Source organism: Wocania arenilitoris, from assembly GCF_021728535.1.
In the GTDB taxonomy this organism is placed as follows: domain Bacteria; phylum Bacteroidota; class Bacteroidia; order Flavobacteriales; family Flavobacteriaceae; genus Wocania_A; species Wocania_A arenilitoris.
Genome location: NZ_JAKKDU010000003.1, coordinates 89,343 through 107,020 on the forward strand (window position 1 = coordinate 89,343; position 17,678 = coordinate 107,020).

At 30.7% G+C, this 17,678-nt stretch carries 17 protein-coding genes and 1 pseudogene; 15 read left to right on the forward strand and 3 right to left on the reverse strand.

Annotation, left to right across the window (positions count from 1 at the left end; all coding sequences use genetic code 11):
• Positions 1 to 45 precede the first annotated feature (45 nt).
• From L3X37_RS03075 to L3X37_RS03140, 15 genes and pseudogenes are all read left to right on the forward strand, one after another.
• Positions 46 to 981 (forward strand): bifunctional riboflavin kinase/FAD synthetase, encoded by a 936-nt coding sequence (locus L3X37_RS03075; RefSeq protein ID WP_237238708.1) that lies wholly within the window; start codon positions 46 to 48, stop codon positions 979 to 981.
• Positions 971 to 2,281: an HTTM domain-containing protein gene (locus L3X37_RS03080; RefSeq protein ID WP_237238709.1), complete on the forward strand. Its 1,311-nt coding sequence runs from the start codon at positions 971 to 973 to the stop codon at positions 2,279 to 2,281. The genes L3X37_RS03075 and L3X37_RS03080 overlap by 11 nt, the downstream gene beginning before the upstream one ends.
• Before the next feature lie 184 nt (positions 2,282 to 2,465).
• Complete coding sequence (serS, locus tag L3X37_RS03085) at positions 2,466 to 3,737, forward strand: serine--tRNA ligase (RefSeq protein WP_237238710.1); 1,272 nt, start codon at positions 2,466 to 2,468, stop codon at positions 3,735 to 3,737.
• 243 nt (positions 3,738 to 3,980) lie between these two features.
• Entirely contained in the window at positions 3,981 to 4,106 is a 126-nt protein-coding gene (locus tag L3X37_RS15220) for a hypothetical protein (protein WP_262910775.1), read from the forward strand.
• A 211-nt stretch (positions 4,107 to 4,317) separates the two neighbouring features.
• Positions 4,318 to 6,093 (forward strand): tetratricopeptide repeat protein, encoded by a 1,776-nt coding sequence (locus tag L3X37_RS03090; protein ID WP_237238711.1) that lies wholly within the window; start codon positions 4,318 to 4,320, stop codon positions 6,091 to 6,093.
• 363 nt (positions 6,094 to 6,456) lie between these two features.
• Positions 6,457 to 6,780 (forward strand): DUF4286 family protein, encoded by a 324-nt coding sequence (locus L3X37_RS03095; protein ID WP_237238712.1) that lies wholly within the window; start codon positions 6,457 to 6,459, stop codon positions 6,778 to 6,780.
• A gap of 72 nt (positions 6,781 to 6,852) precedes the next feature.
• Complete coding sequence (rsmA, locus tag L3X37_RS03100; protein WP_237238713.1) at positions 6,853 to 7,653, forward strand: 16S rRNA (adenine(1518)-N(6)/adenine(1519)-N(6))-dimethyltransferase RsmA; 801 nt, start codon at positions 6,853 to 6,855, stop codon at positions 7,651 to 7,653.
• A gap of 44 nt (positions 7,654 to 7,697) precedes the next feature.
• Entirely contained in the window at positions 7,698 to 9,071 is a 1,374-nt protein-coding gene (gene mgtE / locus L3X37_RS03105) for a magnesium transporter (RefSeq protein ID WP_237238714.1), read from the forward strand.
• Between the two features lie 63 nt (positions 9,072 to 9,134).
• Positions 9,135 to 10,070, forward strand: a complete 936-nt coding sequence (locus L3X37_RS03110; RefSeq protein WP_237238715.1) for a 2-hydroxyacid dehydrogenase — start codon at positions 9,135 to 9,137, stop codon at positions 10,068 to 10,070.
• Between the two features lie 440 nt (positions 10,071 to 10,510).
• A pseudogene (locus L3X37_RS03115) lies at positions 10,511 to 10,881 on the forward strand (VOC family protein).
• Between the two features lie 34 nt (positions 10,882 to 10,915).
• Complete coding sequence (locus tag L3X37_RS03120; RefSeq protein WP_237238716.1) at positions 10,916 to 11,680, forward strand: sulfite exporter TauE/SafE family protein; 765 nt, start codon at positions 10,916 to 10,918, stop codon at positions 11,678 to 11,680.
• 106 nt (positions 11,681 to 11,786) lie between these two features.
• Positions 11,787 to 12,236: a TM2 domain-containing protein gene (locus tag L3X37_RS03125; protein ID WP_237238717.1), complete on the forward strand. Its 450-nt coding sequence runs from the start codon at positions 11,787 to 11,789 to the stop codon at positions 12,234 to 12,236.
• 184 nt (positions 12,237 to 12,420) lie between these two features.
• Positions 12,421 to 12,744 (forward strand): ArsR/SmtB family transcription factor, encoded by a 324-nt coding sequence (locus L3X37_RS03130; protein ID WP_237238718.1) that lies wholly within the window; start codon positions 12,421 to 12,423, stop codon positions 12,742 to 12,744.
• A gap of 67 nt (positions 12,745 to 12,811) precedes the next feature.
• Positions 12,812 to 13,309 carry a DUF6428 family protein gene (locus tag L3X37_RS03135; RefSeq protein WP_237238719.1) on the forward strand — a complete coding sequence of 166 codons (498 nt, stop codon included), beginning with the start codon at positions 12,812 to 12,814 and terminating at the stop codon, positions 13,307 to 13,309.
• A gap of 11 nt (positions 13,310 to 13,320) precedes the next feature.
• A complete protein-coding gene (locus L3X37_RS03140; protein ID WP_237238720.1) occupies positions 13,321 to 13,944 on the forward strand; it encodes an arsenate-mycothiol transferase ArsC in 624 nt (207 codons plus the stop codon).
• A gap of 129 nt (positions 13,945 to 14,073) precedes the next feature.
• On the opposite strand, the gene L3X37_RS03145 is transcribed toward L3X37_RS03140, so the two are convergent.
• The 3 genes from L3X37_RS03145 to L3X37_RS03155 are packed head-to-tail and all read right to left on the reverse strand — an operon-like array spanning position 14,074 to position 17,660.
• A complete protein-coding gene (locus L3X37_RS03145) occupies positions 14,074 to 15,906 on the reverse strand; it encodes a GNAT family N-acyltransferase (protein ID WP_237238721.1) in 1,833 nt (610 codons plus the stop codon).
• Positions 15,907 to 15,928: 22 nt separating this feature from the next.
• Positions 15,929 to 17,179 (reverse strand): aspartate kinase, encoded by a 1,251-nt coding sequence (locus L3X37_RS03150; RefSeq protein ID WP_237238722.1) that lies wholly within the window; start codon positions 17,177 to 17,179, stop codon positions 15,929 to 15,931.
• A 1-nt stretch (position 17,180) separates the two neighbouring features.
• Positions 17,181 to 17,660, reverse strand: a complete 480-nt coding sequence (locus L3X37_RS03155; protein ID WP_237238723.1) for a GNAT family N-acetyltransferase — start codon at positions 17,658 to 17,660, stop codon at positions 17,181 to 17,183.
• Between the last annotated feature and the right edge of the window lie 18 nt (positions 17,661 to 17,678).

A 17,678-nucleotide genomic window follows, 5' to 3' on the forward strand; every position in this document is an offset into this window, starting at 1 on the left:
TTGTTTTAAGTTTCATTATAACTAATTTTGTGTAAAATAAAAAGCTTGAAAACAAGGCGTAATTTTAACACTCTAAATAATCAACCAACAGTTGTAACAATTGGTACTTTTGATGGTGTACATATTGGGCATCAAAAAATTGTTAAACGCTTAATTAATGCTGGGAAATTAGAAGGATTAAAATCTGTAATTCTTACTTTTTTTCCACACCCACGCATGGTGTTGCAAAAAGAATCTTCAATTAAACTTATTAATACTATTAATGAACGTTATGCCATATTAGACGCATTAGGTTTAGATTACTTGCTAATTAAAAAATTTACCAAAGAATTTTCTAGACTTTCAGCCGAAGATTTTGTTAAACAAATTTTAGTTGATAGGTTAAATGTAAAAAAAGTAATTATTGGTTACGACCATAGATTTGGCAGAAACCGAAACGCTAATATTGAAGATTTAAAACGTTTTGGAAATGAATATAATTTTGAGGTTGAAGAAATTTCGGCTCAAGATATTAACGATGTTGCAGTAAGCTCTACCAAAATAAGAAATGCTTTAAATGAAGGCGATATCGCTAAGGCTAATATGTATTTGGGGTATAATTTTATGATTACTGGAATTGTAACTAAAGGAAAAGGATTAGGTAGACAATTAAGTTTCCCGACTGCAAATATTAAAGTTGAAGAAGACTACAAGCTTATACCAAAATATGGATCTTATATTGTGAGTTCTATTATTAATAACAAAAAAGTGTATGGCATGCTAAACATTGGTATTAACCCAACTGTTGATGGAAATACTGAAAGTATCGAGGTTCATTTTTTTAATTTTAATAAAGATATTTATAATAAAACGATTCAAATAGATTTACATGAACGTATTCGTGATGAGCAAAAATTCGACTCTATTGAAGCGTTAAAAAATCAATTAGCAAAAGACCAAGAAACCGCACAAGCATACATTGCAAAGCATCATGCTAAATAAATGGCTATTTAAACATATTGACAATTCTGCTTTAATAGTTTTTAGAATTTTTTTTGGATTACTTTGTTTTTTAGAATCTGTTGGAGCCATTTTCACAGGTTGGGTTAAGCATGTTTTTATAGATGCCCAATTTACCTTTTCTTTCATAGGATTTGAGTGGCTGCAACCATTGCCTAGTAGTGGTATGTATTTTTACTACACAGTTATGGGCATATTTGGTCTTGGCATTATGCTAGGTTACAAATACAGATTTAGCATTATAAGCTTCACACTTTTATGGTCTGCAACCTATTTAATGCAAAAATCGTCGTATAACAATCATTATTATTTATTAATGTTAATAAGTAGTATTATGGTTTTTATGCCAGCAAACACTTATGCTTCAATTGATACTAAACAAAACCCAAATATTAAAAGTTATGCTATGCCTCAATGGTGTAAATGGGTTTTTGTGCTTCAGCTATTAATTGTTTATACCTACGCATCGGTTGCCAAATTATACCCAGATTGGTTAAACACTTCGGTGATTGAACTAATGATGAAAGGCAAGCAAAATTATATGTTAGTTGGCGAGTTACTTCAACAAAAAGGGGTGCATTATATTTTAGCTTACGGCGGTATTGTGTTTGATGGTTTAATCATTCCGTTATTACTATTTAAATCCACTAGAAAATGGGCGTTAATAGCAGCTATTTTCTTTCATTTGTTTAATTCTGTGGTTTTTCAAATTGGTATTTTTCCATATTTGGCGTTAGCTTTTACGTTGTTTTTTTTCAACCCAAAAACCATTCAACAATTATTTTTAAAAAAGAAGGTTTTTTATGATTCGGATAAAGTCATTATTCCAAAATATAAAACACCATTAATCGTATTATTTTCAATTTATTTTTTAGTACAAATCGCATTACCATTACGTCATCATTTTATAGAAGATAATGTGCTTTGGACTGAAGAAGGCCACAGACTATCGTGGCGCATGATGCTTAGAATTAAAGGCGGAGTAATAACTTACACCGTTAAAAATAATAAAAATAGCGAAAGCCATATTGTTAATTTAGATGGTTATTTAACAGAAAAGCAAAAACATTCAGTGAGCACAAAACCAGATGTAATTTGGCAATTTGCTCAAAAATTAAAAGAACAATTTAAAAAAGAAGGTCAAGACGTTTCAGTTTATGTAAATTGTAATATTAGTGTTAACGGAAAACCATATAGACAGCTCATTAATCCAAATATAGATTTAGCCAATGTCTCATGGAATTATTTTAAGCACAACCAATGGATTTTACCATCTAAATAAAGAGTTTATATCTGTAATTCATTAAATTTCTTCAGTAAGAATTAAATTTTGTTTTATATAAAACACAAAATTTAGTTTCACTTCAGGAACCACTTTATTAGTACATAATTTTATTTCATTTGAGTTTTTCGGAAACATAAAAATGAAAAAAATCATGTACTTTTGTCGCTTAAATTTTTTACTCATGTTACAAGTCCCTTTTATAAGAAAAAATAAAGATTTGGTAATTGAACGATTAGCAAAAAGAAATATTGATGCAACAAAAATGATTGATGAGGTTATTGCTTTTGATGAAGATAGAAAAAAATTGCAATCAGAACTAGATAATACGCTAGCCGAATCTAATTCATTATCAAAAGAAATAGGGAACTTATATAAATCTGGCGAAGCCCAAAAAGCTAGTGTTTTAAAAGAAAAAACTAGCCAATTAAAAGAAAAATCTAAATCACTTAATGAATCGCTAAATAATAAAGTTGAGGCACTAAATGAACTTTTGTACAAGATACCAAATGTGCCAAATAAAATTGTTCCTTCTGGTAATACCGATGAAGATAACGAAGAAGTTTTTAAAGAAGGCGATATACCAGTGTTACATAACGATGCATTGCCACATTGGGAGCTTGCAAAAAAATACGATATTATAGATTTTGAACTCGGTAATAAAATTACGGGTGCTGGATTTCCCGTATATAAAGGTAAAGGCGCAAGATTACAACGTGCTTTAATTGCTTATTTTTTAGATAAAAACACTGCAGCTGGTTATACCGAATATCAATTACCCCATTTGGTAAACGAAGCTTCGGGTTTTGGTACAGGGCAATTACCAGATAAAGAAGGACAAATGTATCATGTTACCGAGGATAACTTATACTTAATACCAACAGCCGAAGTGCCAGGAACAAACATTTTTAGAGATGTTGTTTTAAGTGAAAGCGAATTGCCCGTTAGCATTACAGGCTATACACCATGTTTTCGTCGAGAAGCTGGAAGTTACGGCGCACACGTTAGAGGATTAAATCGATTGCACCAATTTGATAAAGTTGAGATTTTACGTGTAGAACATCCAACAAAATCTTATGAAGCTTTAGATGGTATGGTAAATCATGTAAAAACTATTTTACAAGAATTAAAATTACCATACAGAATTTTAAGACTTTGTGGTGGCGATTTAGGTTTTACATCGGCATTAACATATGATTTTGAAGTATTTTCAACTGCGCAAGACCGTTGGTTAGAAATATCATCCGTTTCTAATTTTGAAACCTTTCAAGCTAATCGTTTAAAACTACGTTTTAAAAATAGTAATGGCAAAAACGAATTAGCCCACACATTAAACGGAAGTGCTTTAGCTTTACCAAGAGTACTTGCTGGAATTTTAGAAAATTACCAAACTAAAGATGGCGTAGTAATTCCAGAAGTATTACAATCTTACACAGGGTTTTCAATTATTGATTAAAATTTAGATTCAATTTTTGTAATTAAATATTTTCTGAAGAAACATTAGTTTTTGTAATTTAAATCGATAAAAATCGAATGCTTAAAAAGAAATAAAATCTTACAAAATAAAACTTATTGATTAAATTTTATCGATTAAATGCGTTTAAATCCCGCTGTTTAACGATTTTGTATTCATTTCTTTTGCAAATCAAAATATATTTTAGAAGTTAGCTCCAACCAAACAAGTAAACTTAACCTATCTATGAAAAATATTAAGCGCTTAGTCCTTTTAATTGCATTAGTTTTAGTTGCTGGTAAAGTGTTGTTTTCAGATTTCGAAATATCAAAAACAGAAAATAATGCTACTGCTGCAGTAGTGAATAAATAAGTATTTGCTTATAAAATTAAGCTTTCTTAAAATAGTCATTCTCATATTTTGAGAATTTTAAGACTGTCCCCAATCTTGTATAATATTGTTTTTAATTTAACAGATGTTAATAGAAAAGGTATTGTTGGTTGGTTAGTGCCCGAATTTTATTCGGGCATTTTTTATAATAATATTTACAATTTCTAATAAGCACATTTGTTATATTTACATAATGAGGATTATTTTTATTTCATGTTTGTTTTTTTGTACAAGTCTGTTTTCGCAAGATGATGCCTTGGCAAAGGAATATTTTAATAAAGGAGATTTTAAAAAAGCACTTTATGAGTATAAACTGCTTTATAAAAAATCACCTTCAAACCCCATTTATATAAATCAAATTGTTACGACACACCAACAATTAGAGCAGTATAATGAAGCCGAAGAATTTCTTTTAAGGGTAATAAATCGTATTAAATATCCAGCTTTTTTTGTCGAGTTAGGGTATAATTACCACCTTAAAAACGATTTAGTAAATGCTAATTTATACTACCAAAAAGCCATAAATAGTTTAGATGAAAATGTTAATAATGCCTTTTCTGTTGCGCGAAGTTTTCAAGATCATAATTTATTGAATAAAACGATTATGGTTTATGAAAAAGCCATGATTTTAAAACCTGAATTGAATTTTAAATTTCAATTGGCTGTAATATATGGTGAGCAAGGAGATGTTGAAAAAATGTTTGATAGCTATATTGAGTTTGCCGAGAAAAACCCTGTACAATTAAACAATATTAAGCGACGTATTAATGATTTTATAAGTGAAAATAGTGCCAATGAAAATAACATTTTATTCAAAAAAGTATTGTTAAGAAAAATCCAGCAAGAACCTAATTTACTTTGGAATGAGATGTTGAGCTGGTTATTTATTCAACAAAAAGATTTTAAAAAATCATTTATACAAGAAAAGGCTATTTTTAACAGGCAACCAGAAAGTTTAAATAGAATTGAAGAGCTGGCAAATATTGCAGTTAATGAAAACAAAAATGAAATAGCTAAAGAAATATATACGTTTTTAATTGATACAGCACAAGATTTAGAAACACAGCTATATGCCCATTATAATCTTTTACAACTTGAAACTAAAACAAGTTCGGTTGAAAATTATGAGTCTATAAATAATAAATATTTAGAGTTATTTAAGGCGTTTGGAATATTCCCTCAAACACTAAAACTGCAAGTGGCTTATGCTCATTTTTTAGCCTTTTATAAAAACAAAACAGATGACGCTATTGATTTTTTAGAAGACACTTTAAAACTACCTTTAACCGAATTTGAAAAGGCAGAAGTTAAATTGGAACTAGGAGATATTTTAGTACTTCAAGAAAAATTTAATAAAGCCTTAATTTATTACACACAAATACAGCGCAGTTTAAAAAACAGTACGATTTCGCAAGAAGCACGTTATAAAGTTGCAAAAACAAGTTATTATAAAGGGGACTTTAAATGGGCAGAATCGCAGCTTAAAATTTTAAAAGCATCTACATCGCAACTTATTGCTAATGATGCGCTCCATTTAAAATTATTAATTACCGATAATAAGTATGAAGACTCCCTACAAACAGCATTAAAGCTTTATGCTAAAGCAGATTTATTAGCGTTTCAAAATAAAGATAATGGAGCCATTTCTCTTTTAAATACCATTTTAGAAAATCATAAAACCCAACCCATAATTGCCCAAGCTTTATTTAAACAAGCACAATTGTTTGAAGAAAACGCACAATTTGAAAAAGCGCAAGCTAATTACGAATTGATAATAGCAAATTACAGAGATGGTATTTTGGTTGATGATGCTTACTATAAATTAGCTAATATATGTGTAAATCAGCTAAATGATCCAGAAAAAGCAAAAGCATTGTATGAGCAAATTATTTTTAATCATGTAGACAGTATCTATTTTGTTGAAGCAAGAAAAAAGTATCGAACATTAAGAGGCGATGCTATAAATTAAATAAACACCAATATTTAAATCATAAAAAATAAAGACAAAAAAACATCCAACTTTGAAATTTTAAATGATGATAGCCAAAATAGAGTGCTTATTAATTTCAAAATTCACCCTTATTTGATGCATCTTTCTTTTTGCTATTAACAAATTTACCCAATTGCCGAAATATACTTGCAAGATAAAGCCATTAAAAGTTATAAGGGTTTCGGGTTTAGTTTTTGAAAAAACGGTAAATTCCTTTGATGAAGACAAAGAACTCCTGTTATTTGCAAAAGATTTATAAAAAAATAAATTCTAAATAGCGCTATTAACTTATTGAGCAGTTTTTGGAATTTGGGTATTAATTTTTTTTAGAATTTTTAAACTATGTATATATACAACGTAACCGTAAATATAGACGAAAGCATTCACGATGAATGGTTGCTATGGATTAAGGAGCATATTCCGCAAGTATTGAGCACAGGTAAATTTGAAAAAGCAACACTAACCAAGGTTTTGGTTGAAGAAGATATGGGCGGGCAAACCTATTCCGTTCAATACCATTCGTATTCACGCCAAGCTTTAGATGCGTATTATAGAGAAGACGCAGAAAAATTACGAACTGAAGGCCTAAAAAAATTCGCAGATAAAATGTTGGCCTTTAGAACCGAACTACAAATTATAGACGAATATGCGGTGAGTTTTAAATAACTTTGTTATTCCTGCTAAGGCAAGAATCCATTTTATTATCTTATCTTACTTTATCTAAACACTCATAAATTTGTGGTATACAAAACAAATCAACATCAAGTAAAAGCTAAAAAGTACCTAGGGCAACATTTTTTAAAAGATGAATCTGTCGCACAAAAAATTGCCAATACAATAGGATTAAAAGGTTATAAAAATGTTTTAGAAATTGGTCCAGGAATGGGTGTGTTAACCAAGTATTTACTTAAAAAAAATATTGAAACTTTCGTTATTGAGATTGATACAGAATCGGTAGAATATCTGCAAGCTAACTACTTAAATCTTGCACCTAGAATTATAGAAAAAGATTTTTTAAAGTATGATTTAAATCACATTTTTAAAGGTGAATCTTTTGCTATTATTGGTAATTTTCCTTATAATATTTCAACTCAAATCGTTTTTAAAGCTTTAGAAATGCGCAATCAAATTCCAGAGTTTTCTGGAATGTTTCAAAAAGAGGTAGCGCAACGCATCTGCTCAAAAGAAGGCTCAAAAGTCTATGGCATTCTTTCTGTTTTAGCACAAGCCTTTTACAATGCAGAGTATTTATTTACAGTACCACCATCAGTTTTTAATCCGCCTCCAAAAGTAGATTCAGGTGTTTTAAGGCTCACAAGAAAAGAAAACTACACGTTGCTCTGCGATGAAAAATTATTGTTTAAAGTGGTAAAAACAGCTTTTCAGCAACGCAGAAAAACACTTCGTAATAGTTTAAAAACCTTCAATTTATCTGATAATTTAAAAGCAAATGTTATATTTGGCAAACGTCCGGAACAATTAAGTGTTGAAGCTTTTATTGAGCTTACACAATTAATTGAAAATGATGCTAAAGACTAAATAACTTTTTGTCATTTCGACAGAGTGCAACGACGAGAAACCTCATGTCTGAAGAGAAAGAAAACATACAATTCGAGCTAACAAAAGAACTTGTTGAGCAAGTAGAGCACCTTATTGAAACGAATGAAGATAAGGAGCTTCGCAAACTGCTTAACGAGTTTCATTATGCCGATATAGCCGAAATTCTAGATGAATTAAATCTAGAAGAGGCGGTGTATGTTATTAAGTTGTTAGATTCAGAAACTACTTCAGATATCTTAATGGAACTCGATGAAGATAATCGAGAAAAAGTATTAAAAAATTTATCGGCCAAAGAAATTGCAGAAGAAGTTGAAGAGTTAGATACCGATGACGCTGCAGATATTATTTCTGAACTTTCAGAAGAACGACAAGAGGCCGTTATTTCTCAGATTGAAGACGAAGAACACAAAGCAGAAATCACAGAACTTTTAGCTTATGATGAAGATACGGCTGGTGGTCTCATGGCAAAAGAGCTGGTTAAAGTTTACGAAACTTGGACAGTTGCTGGTTGTATGCGTAGAATTCGTGGTCAAGCTAAAGAAGTAACGCGCGTACATTCTATTTATGTGGTAGATAAAGAAGAAAAACTTATCGGTCGTTTATCTTTAAAAGATTTAATTGTAGCGAAAAGCGAGCAAAAAATTTCAGACTTAGTAAAGGTTAATGTAGATTCTGTTAATGTATATGACGATGCCGAAGATGTTGCAAAAGTTATGGCTAAATATGATTTAGAAGCTATACCTGTAGTAGATGATAATCAAACACTATTAGGAAGAATTACCATTGACGATATTGTAGATGTATTAAAAGAAGAAGCCGATAAAGATTATCAATTAGCAGCAGGTATTACACAAGATGTTGAGGCCGATGATAGTATTTTAGAGCTTACAAGAGCACGTATACCTTGGCTTTTTTTAGGACTTATAGGTGGTGTTGGAGCATTTCTAATTATGGGAGGTTTTGAAGAATCTTTCACAGGAGACGCTTTTAAAATATTCTTTTTTACGCCATTAATTGCTGCAATGGCAGGTAATGTTGGTGTTCAATCTAGTGCGATTATTGTACAAGGTTTAGCAAACGACGATGTTAAAGGGAGTGTTAATAGTAGGCTTATTAAAGAAATGCTTTTAGCAACACTTAATGGTATTATTTTAGCTGTTTTTCTTTTCTTTTTTGTGTGGATATACGAATCAAAAATCGATTTGGCATTAGCAATTTCTGTATCGTTAGTTGCTGTAATTATAGTAGCAGGTTTAATAGGTACATTTGTGCCATTATTTTTAGATAAACGCGGTATTGATCCAGCAATCGCTACAGGACCGTTTATTACAACTAGTAATGATATTTTGGGGATTTTACTCTATTTTTGGATTTCTAAAATGATTTTAGGAATTTAAATTCTCGTTTTACTGTCCCGAAAGCTTTTCAGGATTGTTTTAGTATCTCATAATATTTTTAAAATGAAAATCCTTCACCTCGATACAAATCACGAATTATTAATAAATCAACTCAACGATTTTGGTTTTATAAATGATCAAGATTACAAATCTTCAAAACAAGATATTGAGTCTGTAATTCATAATTACGATGGGCTAATAATAAGAAGTCGTTTTACAATCGATAAACCATTTTTGAATGCTGCTACTAACTTAAAATTTATTGGTCGTGTAGGTGCAGGTTTAGAAAACATAGATTGTGATTATGCCGAAAGTAAAGGTGTTTATTTAATCTCTGCCCCAGAAGGCAACAAAAATGCAGTTGGCGAACATGCTTTAGGAATGCTTTTATCTTTATTCAACAATTTAAATAAGGCCGATAAAGAAGTAAGAGAAGGTAAGTGGTTACGTGAAGAAAATAGAGGTATTGAGCTTGAAGGGAAAACGGTTGGACTTATTGGTTATGGCAATATGGGTAAGGCCTTTGCTAGAAAACTTCGAGGGTTTGATGTCGAGGTACTATGTTATGATATTAAAGATAATGTTGGAGATGAAAATGCGAAACAAGTGTCAATACAAGAATTATGGCATCACACAGATGTTTTAAGCTTACATACACCCCAAACACGTTTAACCTTAAATATGATTAATACGGAATTTATAAATCAATTTACAAAACCATTTTGGTTAATTAATACAGCACGTGGTAGAAGTGTGGTGACTAAAGATTTAGTTTCTGCATTGCAATCTGGAAAAATTTTAGGAGCTGGTTTGGATGTTTTAGAATACGAAAAAGCATCATTTGAAAACCTTTTTTCTTCAACAATGCCAAAAGCTTTTAATTATTTAATAAAAGCAGAAAATGTTTTATTATCTCCACATGTTGCTGGTTGGACCATTGAAAGTAAAGCAAAATTAGCTCAAACTATTGTAGATAAAATTAAAGCAAAATTTTGTTAACTTTCTTTAATGAAGAAAACCATTTTAGTTTTTTCATTACTCATTTTAGCATTATTACTATTATTTTGATTTGGCAAGTACACTTTAATAAGTGTCGATTTGCAAATTGAATACATGATGGCAGCTATAGCTATTATTTTTTTAGGACTCGGCCTTTTCATAAATAAAAGATATCAGAAACAAGGAAATTAGGAGCATTTTCTGCAAGCTTAAGTGTAAAAGACTTAAATAAATAGAAAGCATTTTATGAAACTTTGTGGTTATAGTTTTTGCTGACGATATTAAAATGAATTATTTAATTATGAAAAAGAACAATGCATTAATTTGGTCTTTTTCAAGGGGTGTTTGCGCAAAACATTTTAACCTTTGAATTAACTGCAAAAATAAGTGCTAAAGAATAGATTGAGATTTATGAAAATGCGATTAAAAATAGTAAAAAAATGAAAAATCGAGTAACAGGAATTGTAAGGTTGTTTTTTAAAACAAAAAACCCAAGCTAAACCAAAGGTAGTATAAAAAACATCTAGGTTTTAATACAGATGATTACAGATGCACCTTTTGGCAGAAAGATAAAACAGGAAATGATTGCTCCACACAATGGAGTTCCTTTTCTGAAAAAACTGACTATTATGAGCCCTCAAAAAAACTTTATGTATAGAATTTAGAGGCGTTATTATGAGTTTTAAAAAAAGAAGGTGTAACTATTGTTGGCGAAATACAGGAGTTTGAATATGGAAAGTCTGGTTGGATTTTAGATGATGATAGCAATAAAATTGAACTTTTGGAACCAATAGACAACCCTTTTTTGTAAATTCACTGTTTCTAAAAATTAATATAAATTTTTATTGTCTTATTTAGAAATTTTACAATCTTATAATTTATCTATATTCCAATGGACTGCAATTTGTTTTGCAGTTTTTTTGTTGGGTGTTTCCAAAGCTGGTGTAAAAGGCATAGGCATTATTATTGTTATCATTTTGGCCTTTGTTTTTGGTGAAAAAGCATCAACAGGTATTTTACTACCTATGCTTATAGCAGCAGATATTTTGGCAGTAATATATTATAATAGGCATACACAATGGAGATACATTAAAAAACTACTACCTTGGATGGTAATAGGTGTTTTAATAGGAGTTTGGATTGGTAATGATGTTTCAGAAATACTTTTTAAAAGAATAATGGCCGTCATCATAATAGTATCTGTACTCGTTATGTTCTATACCGAAAAGAGACAATCAACAGCTATTCCAAATAACAAATTCTTTTCCAGTAGCGCAGGATTTTTGGCTGGTTTTACAACCATGGTAGGTAATTTGGCAGGGCCAATTTCAAACATTTATTTTTTAGCAACAAGATTGCCTAAAAATGAATTTATTGGTACAGCAGCATGGTTGTTTTTTATTATAAATGTGTTTAAATTACCTTTTCATTTTCTTGTCTGGAAAACAGTAACCACCCATACTTTAATCTTAAATTCAGTATTAGTGCCAGTAGTTTTTATAGGATTTTTTCTAGGAGCTTATATTGTTAAGCTAATTTCTAATGTAAATTACAGACGGTTCATTTTAATTGTTACAGCACTTGGTGGCGTGGTTATGTTATTTAGATAGTATACCTAAAATTGTAACAAATATGTTATTTTACATACCTATAGTTTAAGGAGTTATTAATAAATATTTTATTAACTTTATAGTCTAACCTAAATTACAACACAAAATGTCTGACAATAACAAAAATTTAAGCGATGACCTAAACGATATGTTAGGTGATGCTAAAGAAGGAGCAAAAAAAGCTGCCGATAAAGCAGGAGAATTTGCAGAAGAAGCTAAAGAGAAAGCTAAAGAATTTGCAGAGGAAGCTAAAGAAACAGCTTCAGAATTTGCAGAAAGTGCCAAAGAAACTTTTGCTTCTGGTGAGAACAAAAAAGTTTTAGCAGGAGTTTTAGCAATATTATTAGGTTCATTAGGAATACATAAATTCATTTTAGGATACAACAAAGAAGGAATTATTCTTTTAGTAATAACATTAGTTTTAGGGTTTATTACCTGTGGGATTGGAGCAAGTTTAGCTGGAATAGTAGGCCTTATTGAAGGAATAATATACCTAACTAAGTCTGATGAGGAGTTTTATAACACCTATCAAGTTGGAAAAAAACCTTGGTTTTAATTGAAAAGTAATTCCTCGATTTTTTATAGAGGTTTCCGTTGAACATGTCATTCCCGTTTTAACGGAAATCTAAATAAATTTACGCTTTAACAAAGCAATGAAACTATAAAAAGTCAAAGTATATTCATTTTGGCTTTTTTAATTCAATTTAACATCGTAATATTGCAATATTAAAATATAATTTATGGGAATTACAAAATCACAAATATTTACAGAACATCAAAACGATCTTGCTCAGTTTTTTAAAGTGTTGGGTCATCCAGCTCGCGTGGCTATTTTACAATATATATCTAATCAAAATGCCTCTATTTGTAATGATTTGGTTGAAGAAATTGGTTTAGCACAAGCCACCATTTCTCAACATTTAAAAGAACTAAAGAGTATAGGTTTATTACATGGTGAAGTAGAAGGAAAAAGCATGTGTTATTGCATTAATGTGGAGCGATGGACTGATTTGCAAAATCAATTAAACACGTTTTTTAATAATACAAAATCAAACTGCTGCTAGTTGGTTTTGTTGTCATTCCCGTGAAGGTGGGAATCCAATTTAGAGTATTAATATCAAAATAAAAATTATGAAAACACAAGAATTATTTAATCTTTTAGAACAAAATAAAGACAAATCTTTATTATTCGAATATGCTCCAAATCAATTCGTCGGAGCTAATTATCATATAACCGAAGTTAAACATGTTACTATAGATTCGGTTGATTGTGGATCGCAAACTGATGCGTGGAAAGAAACTATTATTCAGCTTTGGGAAAGTCCAAACGAAATTGGAAAAACCGAATACATGTCGGTTTATAAAGCCATGGCAATTCTTAAAAAAGTTGGTAAAATGAAACCATATACTTTAGATGCTGAGGTAAAGTTTGAATATAGCAATACTACATTTAATACCGCACAATTATTTGTTAACGATTTTGAAATAAGAGGCAACGATTTAATTGTTAAATTAGCCATCGAAAAAACAGATTGTAAAGCTAAAAGCACCTGTGGCATATCAGATGAAAAGGAGCTAGTTTTAGCAAACGATGAACCTTGTTGTTCACCAGATGGGAATTGTTGTTAATTAAAAAGTGTATGAGTAATAAATCATTATTTGAAGCTATATCTAAAACAATTGAGTCTTTAGATGTAGCTTTAATTTCTAAAGAAAGACAAGTAATACTTAATCCTCTTACAGGTTATTTAAAAGACAAAATTAAAGCAAATAACCCAATACGCTTAAACTTTATTTGTACACATAATTCACGCCGCAGCCACTTGTCTCAAGTTTGGGCTCAAACTATGGCAGCGTACTATAATGTTAATAATGTGTCATGTTATTCTGGAGGAACAGAAGCTACTGCCATGTTTCCTAAAGTAGGTGAAACGTTAATCAATCAAGGATTTCAAATTTTAAAATTATCAGATGGAAACAACCCTATTTACAATATTAAATTTTCTGAAAACGAACCTGGAGTAATTGCATTTTCAAAGGAATTTGGTTCTGATTTTAATCCGTCGTCAGACTTTGCAGCGATAATGACTTGCTCATCTGCAGACGAAGCTTGTCCAATGGTTTCAGGATGTGATAAGCGCATAGCTATAACTTACGGAGATCCAAAAAAATCTGACGGAACACCTCAACAAACCGAGGCCTATTTTGAAAGAAGTTTGCAAATAGCCACAGAAATGAAGTTTGTTTTTTCTAGTTTGAAATAGTATTTAGTTTTGTAAACCATAATCAAAAGGCAACATTTCGCCAACGCGTTGGTTTGCCATAACACCAGAAAAAAGCACTTTTTCTACATCGGTATAATTACCATAAAAACACTTACAAAAAATAATAATTTAAGTAGTTTCATTACTTTCTGTGAATTTACGTTCCAATTCTGCTTGAAATTCTTCCATAACAGGTCGTACAGTACTTTCGGGTAAGTCGGCAATTTTAATATACATCAATCCGTCAACAGCATTATTAAAAAGCGGATCCACATTAAAGGCCACCAATCTTGCGTTTTGTTTTATGTACTTTTTAAGTAGTACAGGCAAGCGTAATGCCCCAGGTTCAACTTCATCAATAATTTTATCAAATTTGTTTAAATCGGCTTCGGTAGCATCAAAAACAAAGTCTTTATCGGCGTCTTTTAATTTTACCTTAAATTCTTTTTTAGGATGAACGTATTGCGCAATATATGGGTCGTAGTAATGCGATTTCATAAACTCAATCATTAACGATTTTGAGAAATTTGAAAACTGATTGCTAATACTAACGCCACCAATTAAAAATTTATGCTTTGGGTAACGCAATGTGGTGTGTACAATACCTTTCCAAAGTAAAAATAAAGGCATTGGTTTTTGCTGATATTCTTTAATGATGAAAGCACGACCCATTTCAATAGATTGGCTCATCATTTTATACAATTCGGGTTCAAATCGAAACAAATCTTGCAAGTAAAATCCGTCAATGCCATAGCGTTCAAAAATTTGTGAACCTAATCCCATTCTATAGGCACCAGCAATTAAATTTCTTTCATTATCCCATAGAAACATATGGTGGTAATAGCTATCAAAATCATCTAGGTCTATAGATTCATTGGTGCCTTCTCCAACCTCGCGAAACGTGATTTCGCGTAAGCGTCCAATTTCTCTTAAAATATTAGGAATACTTTTGGCAGGTGCTAAATAAACCTCGTAATTTTTACTAGTAAGTAATTTGCAGTCTTCTTTTTTAAGTTCGTTAACTTCAGAAACCATCGTCTCAGAGTTAACAGGTGTTACAATTTTTTTTGGTGCTTTTGGAGTTTTAAGAGTTGATGAAAGATTGTCTAAAATCTTCGATTTGTCCTCAAAAGCATTTGATAGTATATAGGTTTTTCGTCTTAAAAAAGCAGAGAAACCATCAAGCGTAGTGTGCTCTTTTTGGTCGTTTACCGAAATGGCTTTACCAATACGCACCTTAATAACACGGCGTTTTTGAGTTAATAATTCTGATGGTAATTTGGCGGTTCTAAACGTATCACTAATTTTAGAAAGCTTATAAAACAATTTACTATTTTTTGCATGAAAATAAATTGGAACAATAGGAACTTCGGCTTTTTGAGCTAGTTTCATTGCTGCCTCTTCCCAAGGTTTATCAACAACTAATTTACCATCACGATAAGTTGAAACTTCACCTGCTGGAAATATACCAAGAGGGTGACCTTCTCTTAAATGAAGAATAGCATTTTTAAAACCTGCTACACTAGATTTTACATCTTTCCTATCCTCAAAAGGATTAACAGGCATAATGTATGGCTTCATAGGCTCAATTCTGTGCAATAAAAAGTTGGCTATAATTTTAAAATCACTACGTTGTTCTAGCATTAATTTTAAAAGTAGAATGCCATCAATACCACCAAGTGGATGGTTTGAAACGGTTATATAAGCACCATTTTTAGGAAGTCGTTTTAAATCTTCTTGAGGTATTTCAAACTTTATTTGAAATTCATCTAAAATACTGTTTAAAAATTCTAAATGGCTTAAATGTTTATTCCTATTATATATTTTATTAAGTGTAGATATTTTAAGAAGCTTCATTAAAATCCAACCCAAAAAAGTGCCAATAAACCCATATTTATTTAATTGTATGGCTTTAGCTACTTCTTTGGCGGTTACCAATCCAGTATTTTGTTGTTTGGTCATGAGCGTAAATGTACTAAATAAACTATTTAGTTACTATTTGAACGGTTTCTGGGGTTAATTGTTTTAGTAACACGGTTTTACCTTTTTCAATTTGTTTAATAGCATCGTTATTATAATGCCTGATAGTATAAAGAGCAACATTTTTTACAGATGTTACTTTAAATTTTGCTTTTAAATGATGTAATAATTTTTCGAGATTATTATAAATATTATCAACACAAACCGAAAAGCTAATGGCTGAGTTTTGGATGACATCGACTTTCATTTTATACAGATGTAAAAGTTTGAAAATGTCGCTAATATTGTTTTCAACTATGTACGAAAAATCTAGAGAAGATAAAGAAATAAGGACTTGGTTTTTTTTTACAATAAAGCAAGGAATCATGGGCTCTAAAATGGTGTTTTTTTCAACCATTGTTCCAGCTTCTTCTGGTTTTAAAAATGATTTTACATATAACGGAATTTCTTTACCTTGCAGAGGTTGTAAAGTTTTTGGATGAATTACAGAAGCCCCATAAAAAGCGAACTCTATAGCTTCACGATACGATATTTTATTAAGCAATTGTGCGTTTTCAAAATATCTAGGATCTGCATTTAAAACACCCGGAACATCTTTCCATATGGTAACGCTTTCGGCATTTAAACAATAAGCATAAATGGCTGCCGAATAATCGCTCCCTTCTCTTCCTAAAGTAGTTGTAAAGTTATTTGAATCACTACCTAAAAAACCTTGTGTAATATTTAAAACGTTGTTGTTAAACTGTTTGGTTATTAATTGCTGTGTCTCACCCCAATTTACATTAGCTTGCCTATAATAATTATCAGTTTTTATTTGATTACGGACGTCTATCCAGTTGTTTTTTATGCCAATTGTGTTTAAATATTCGCTAATTATTGTGGTTGAAATTAACTCTCCATAACCAATAGTTTGATCGTAAACAAAGTTGTAATCTGGAGATTTATTAGTTTTAAAAAATGAGCTAAATTCATCAAAAAGCAACCCAACTTTTTTGAAAATGGAGTGATTTTCGTTATCAAATAAATCTAAAAGGATTTCATTATGAAATTTTTTAACATCTTGAATTGAACTTTGTAATTCTGTTTTATTATTAAAATAGTTATTCACAACAAGCTCGATGGCATTGGTGGTTTTTCCCATTGCCGAAACAATAATTAGTGTGTTTTTATAACCTACTTTTTGTAATAGAGCAGCTAAGTTTTTTACACCATTAGTATCTTTAACTGATGCGCCACCAAATTTAAATATTTGCATATTATAAGTTTGCTATATAGTTTTTAATACCCAATTCATTTAAATGTACCACAAACCAATTGCGTTTTACATCAGCACCTTTTTTTTCATAAAATTTAATAGCAGGCTCATTCCAATCTAGTACTTCCCAATTAACACGTTTTACACCTAATTGATGAGCATATTTTATAACTTCATCTAATAGGGCGGTTCCTAAGCCAGTTCCTCTCATCGTGTCGCTTACAATTAAATCTTCTAGATGTATTGTTTTTCCTTTCCAAGTCGAGTAGCGATTGTACACCAAGGCAATGCCTTCTACTTTATTATTTATTTCGGCAACAAAACATTCAAATAAAGGCGATTCTCCAAAGCCATCATTTTCTAAATCTTCAACAGTAATTTCAACAGCATCAGCTTCTTTTTCAAAAATGGCTAAAGCATTAATCAATTGATGTACTTCTGGCATGTCTTTTTTTACAGCTTTACGTATAATATAATTCATAGGCATAATAATTACATC

Bases quoted from the DNA above. Each gene is read 5' to 3' on its own strand.
- L3X37_RS03090 (WP_237238711.1), top strand. From the start codon at position 4,318: ATGAGGATTATTTTTATTTCATGTTTGTTTTTTTGTACAAGTCTGTTT.
- L3X37_RS03135 (WP_237238719.1), top strand. From the start codon at position 12,812: ATGAAAACACAAGAATTATTTAATCTTTTAGAACAAAATAAAGACAAA.
- L3X37_RS03080 (WP_237238709.1), top strand. From the start codon at position 971: ATGCTAAATAAATGGCTATTTAAACATATTGACAATTCTGCTTTAATA.
- L3X37_RS03130 (WP_237238718.1), top strand. From the start codon at position 12,421: ATGGGAATTACAAAATCACAAATATTTACAGAACATCAAAACGATCTT.
- serS (WP_237238710.1), top strand. From the start codon at position 2,466: ATGTTACAAGTCCCTTTTATAAGAAAAAATAAAGATTTGGTAATTGAA.
- L3X37_RS03150 (WP_237238722.1), bottom strand. From the start codon at position 17,179: ATGCAAATATTTAAATTTGGTGGCGCATCAGTTAAAGATACTAATGGT.
- L3X37_RS03095 (WP_237238712.1), top strand. From the start codon at position 6,457: ATGTATATATACAACGTAACCGTAAATATAGACGAAAGCATTCACGAT.
- L3X37_RS03145 (WP_237238721.1), bottom strand. From the start codon at position 15,906: ATGACCAAACAACAAAATACTGGATTGGTAACCGCCAAAGAAGTAGCT.
- L3X37_RS15220 (WP_262910775.1), top strand. From the start codon at position 3,981: ATGAAAAATATTAAGCGCTTAGTCCTTTTAATTGCATTAGTTTTAGTT.
- mgtE (WP_237238714.1), top strand. From the start codon at position 7,698: ATGTCTGAAGAGAAAGAAAACATACAATTCGAGCTAACAAAAGAACTT.
- L3X37_RS03110 (WP_237238715.1), top strand. From the start codon at position 9,135: ATGAAAATCCTTCACCTCGATACAAATCACGAATTATTAATAAATCAA.
- L3X37_RS03155 (WP_237238723.1), bottom strand. From the start codon at position 17,660: ATGAATTATATTATACGTAAAGCTGTAAAAAAAGACATGCCAGAAGTA.
- L3X37_RS03125 (WP_237238717.1), top strand. From the start codon at position 11,787: ATGTCTGACAATAACAAAAATTTAAGCGATGACCTAAACGATATGTTA.
- L3X37_RS03140 (WP_237238720.1), top strand. From the start codon at position 13,321: ATGAGTAATAAATCATTATTTGAAGCTATATCTAAAACAATTGAGTCT.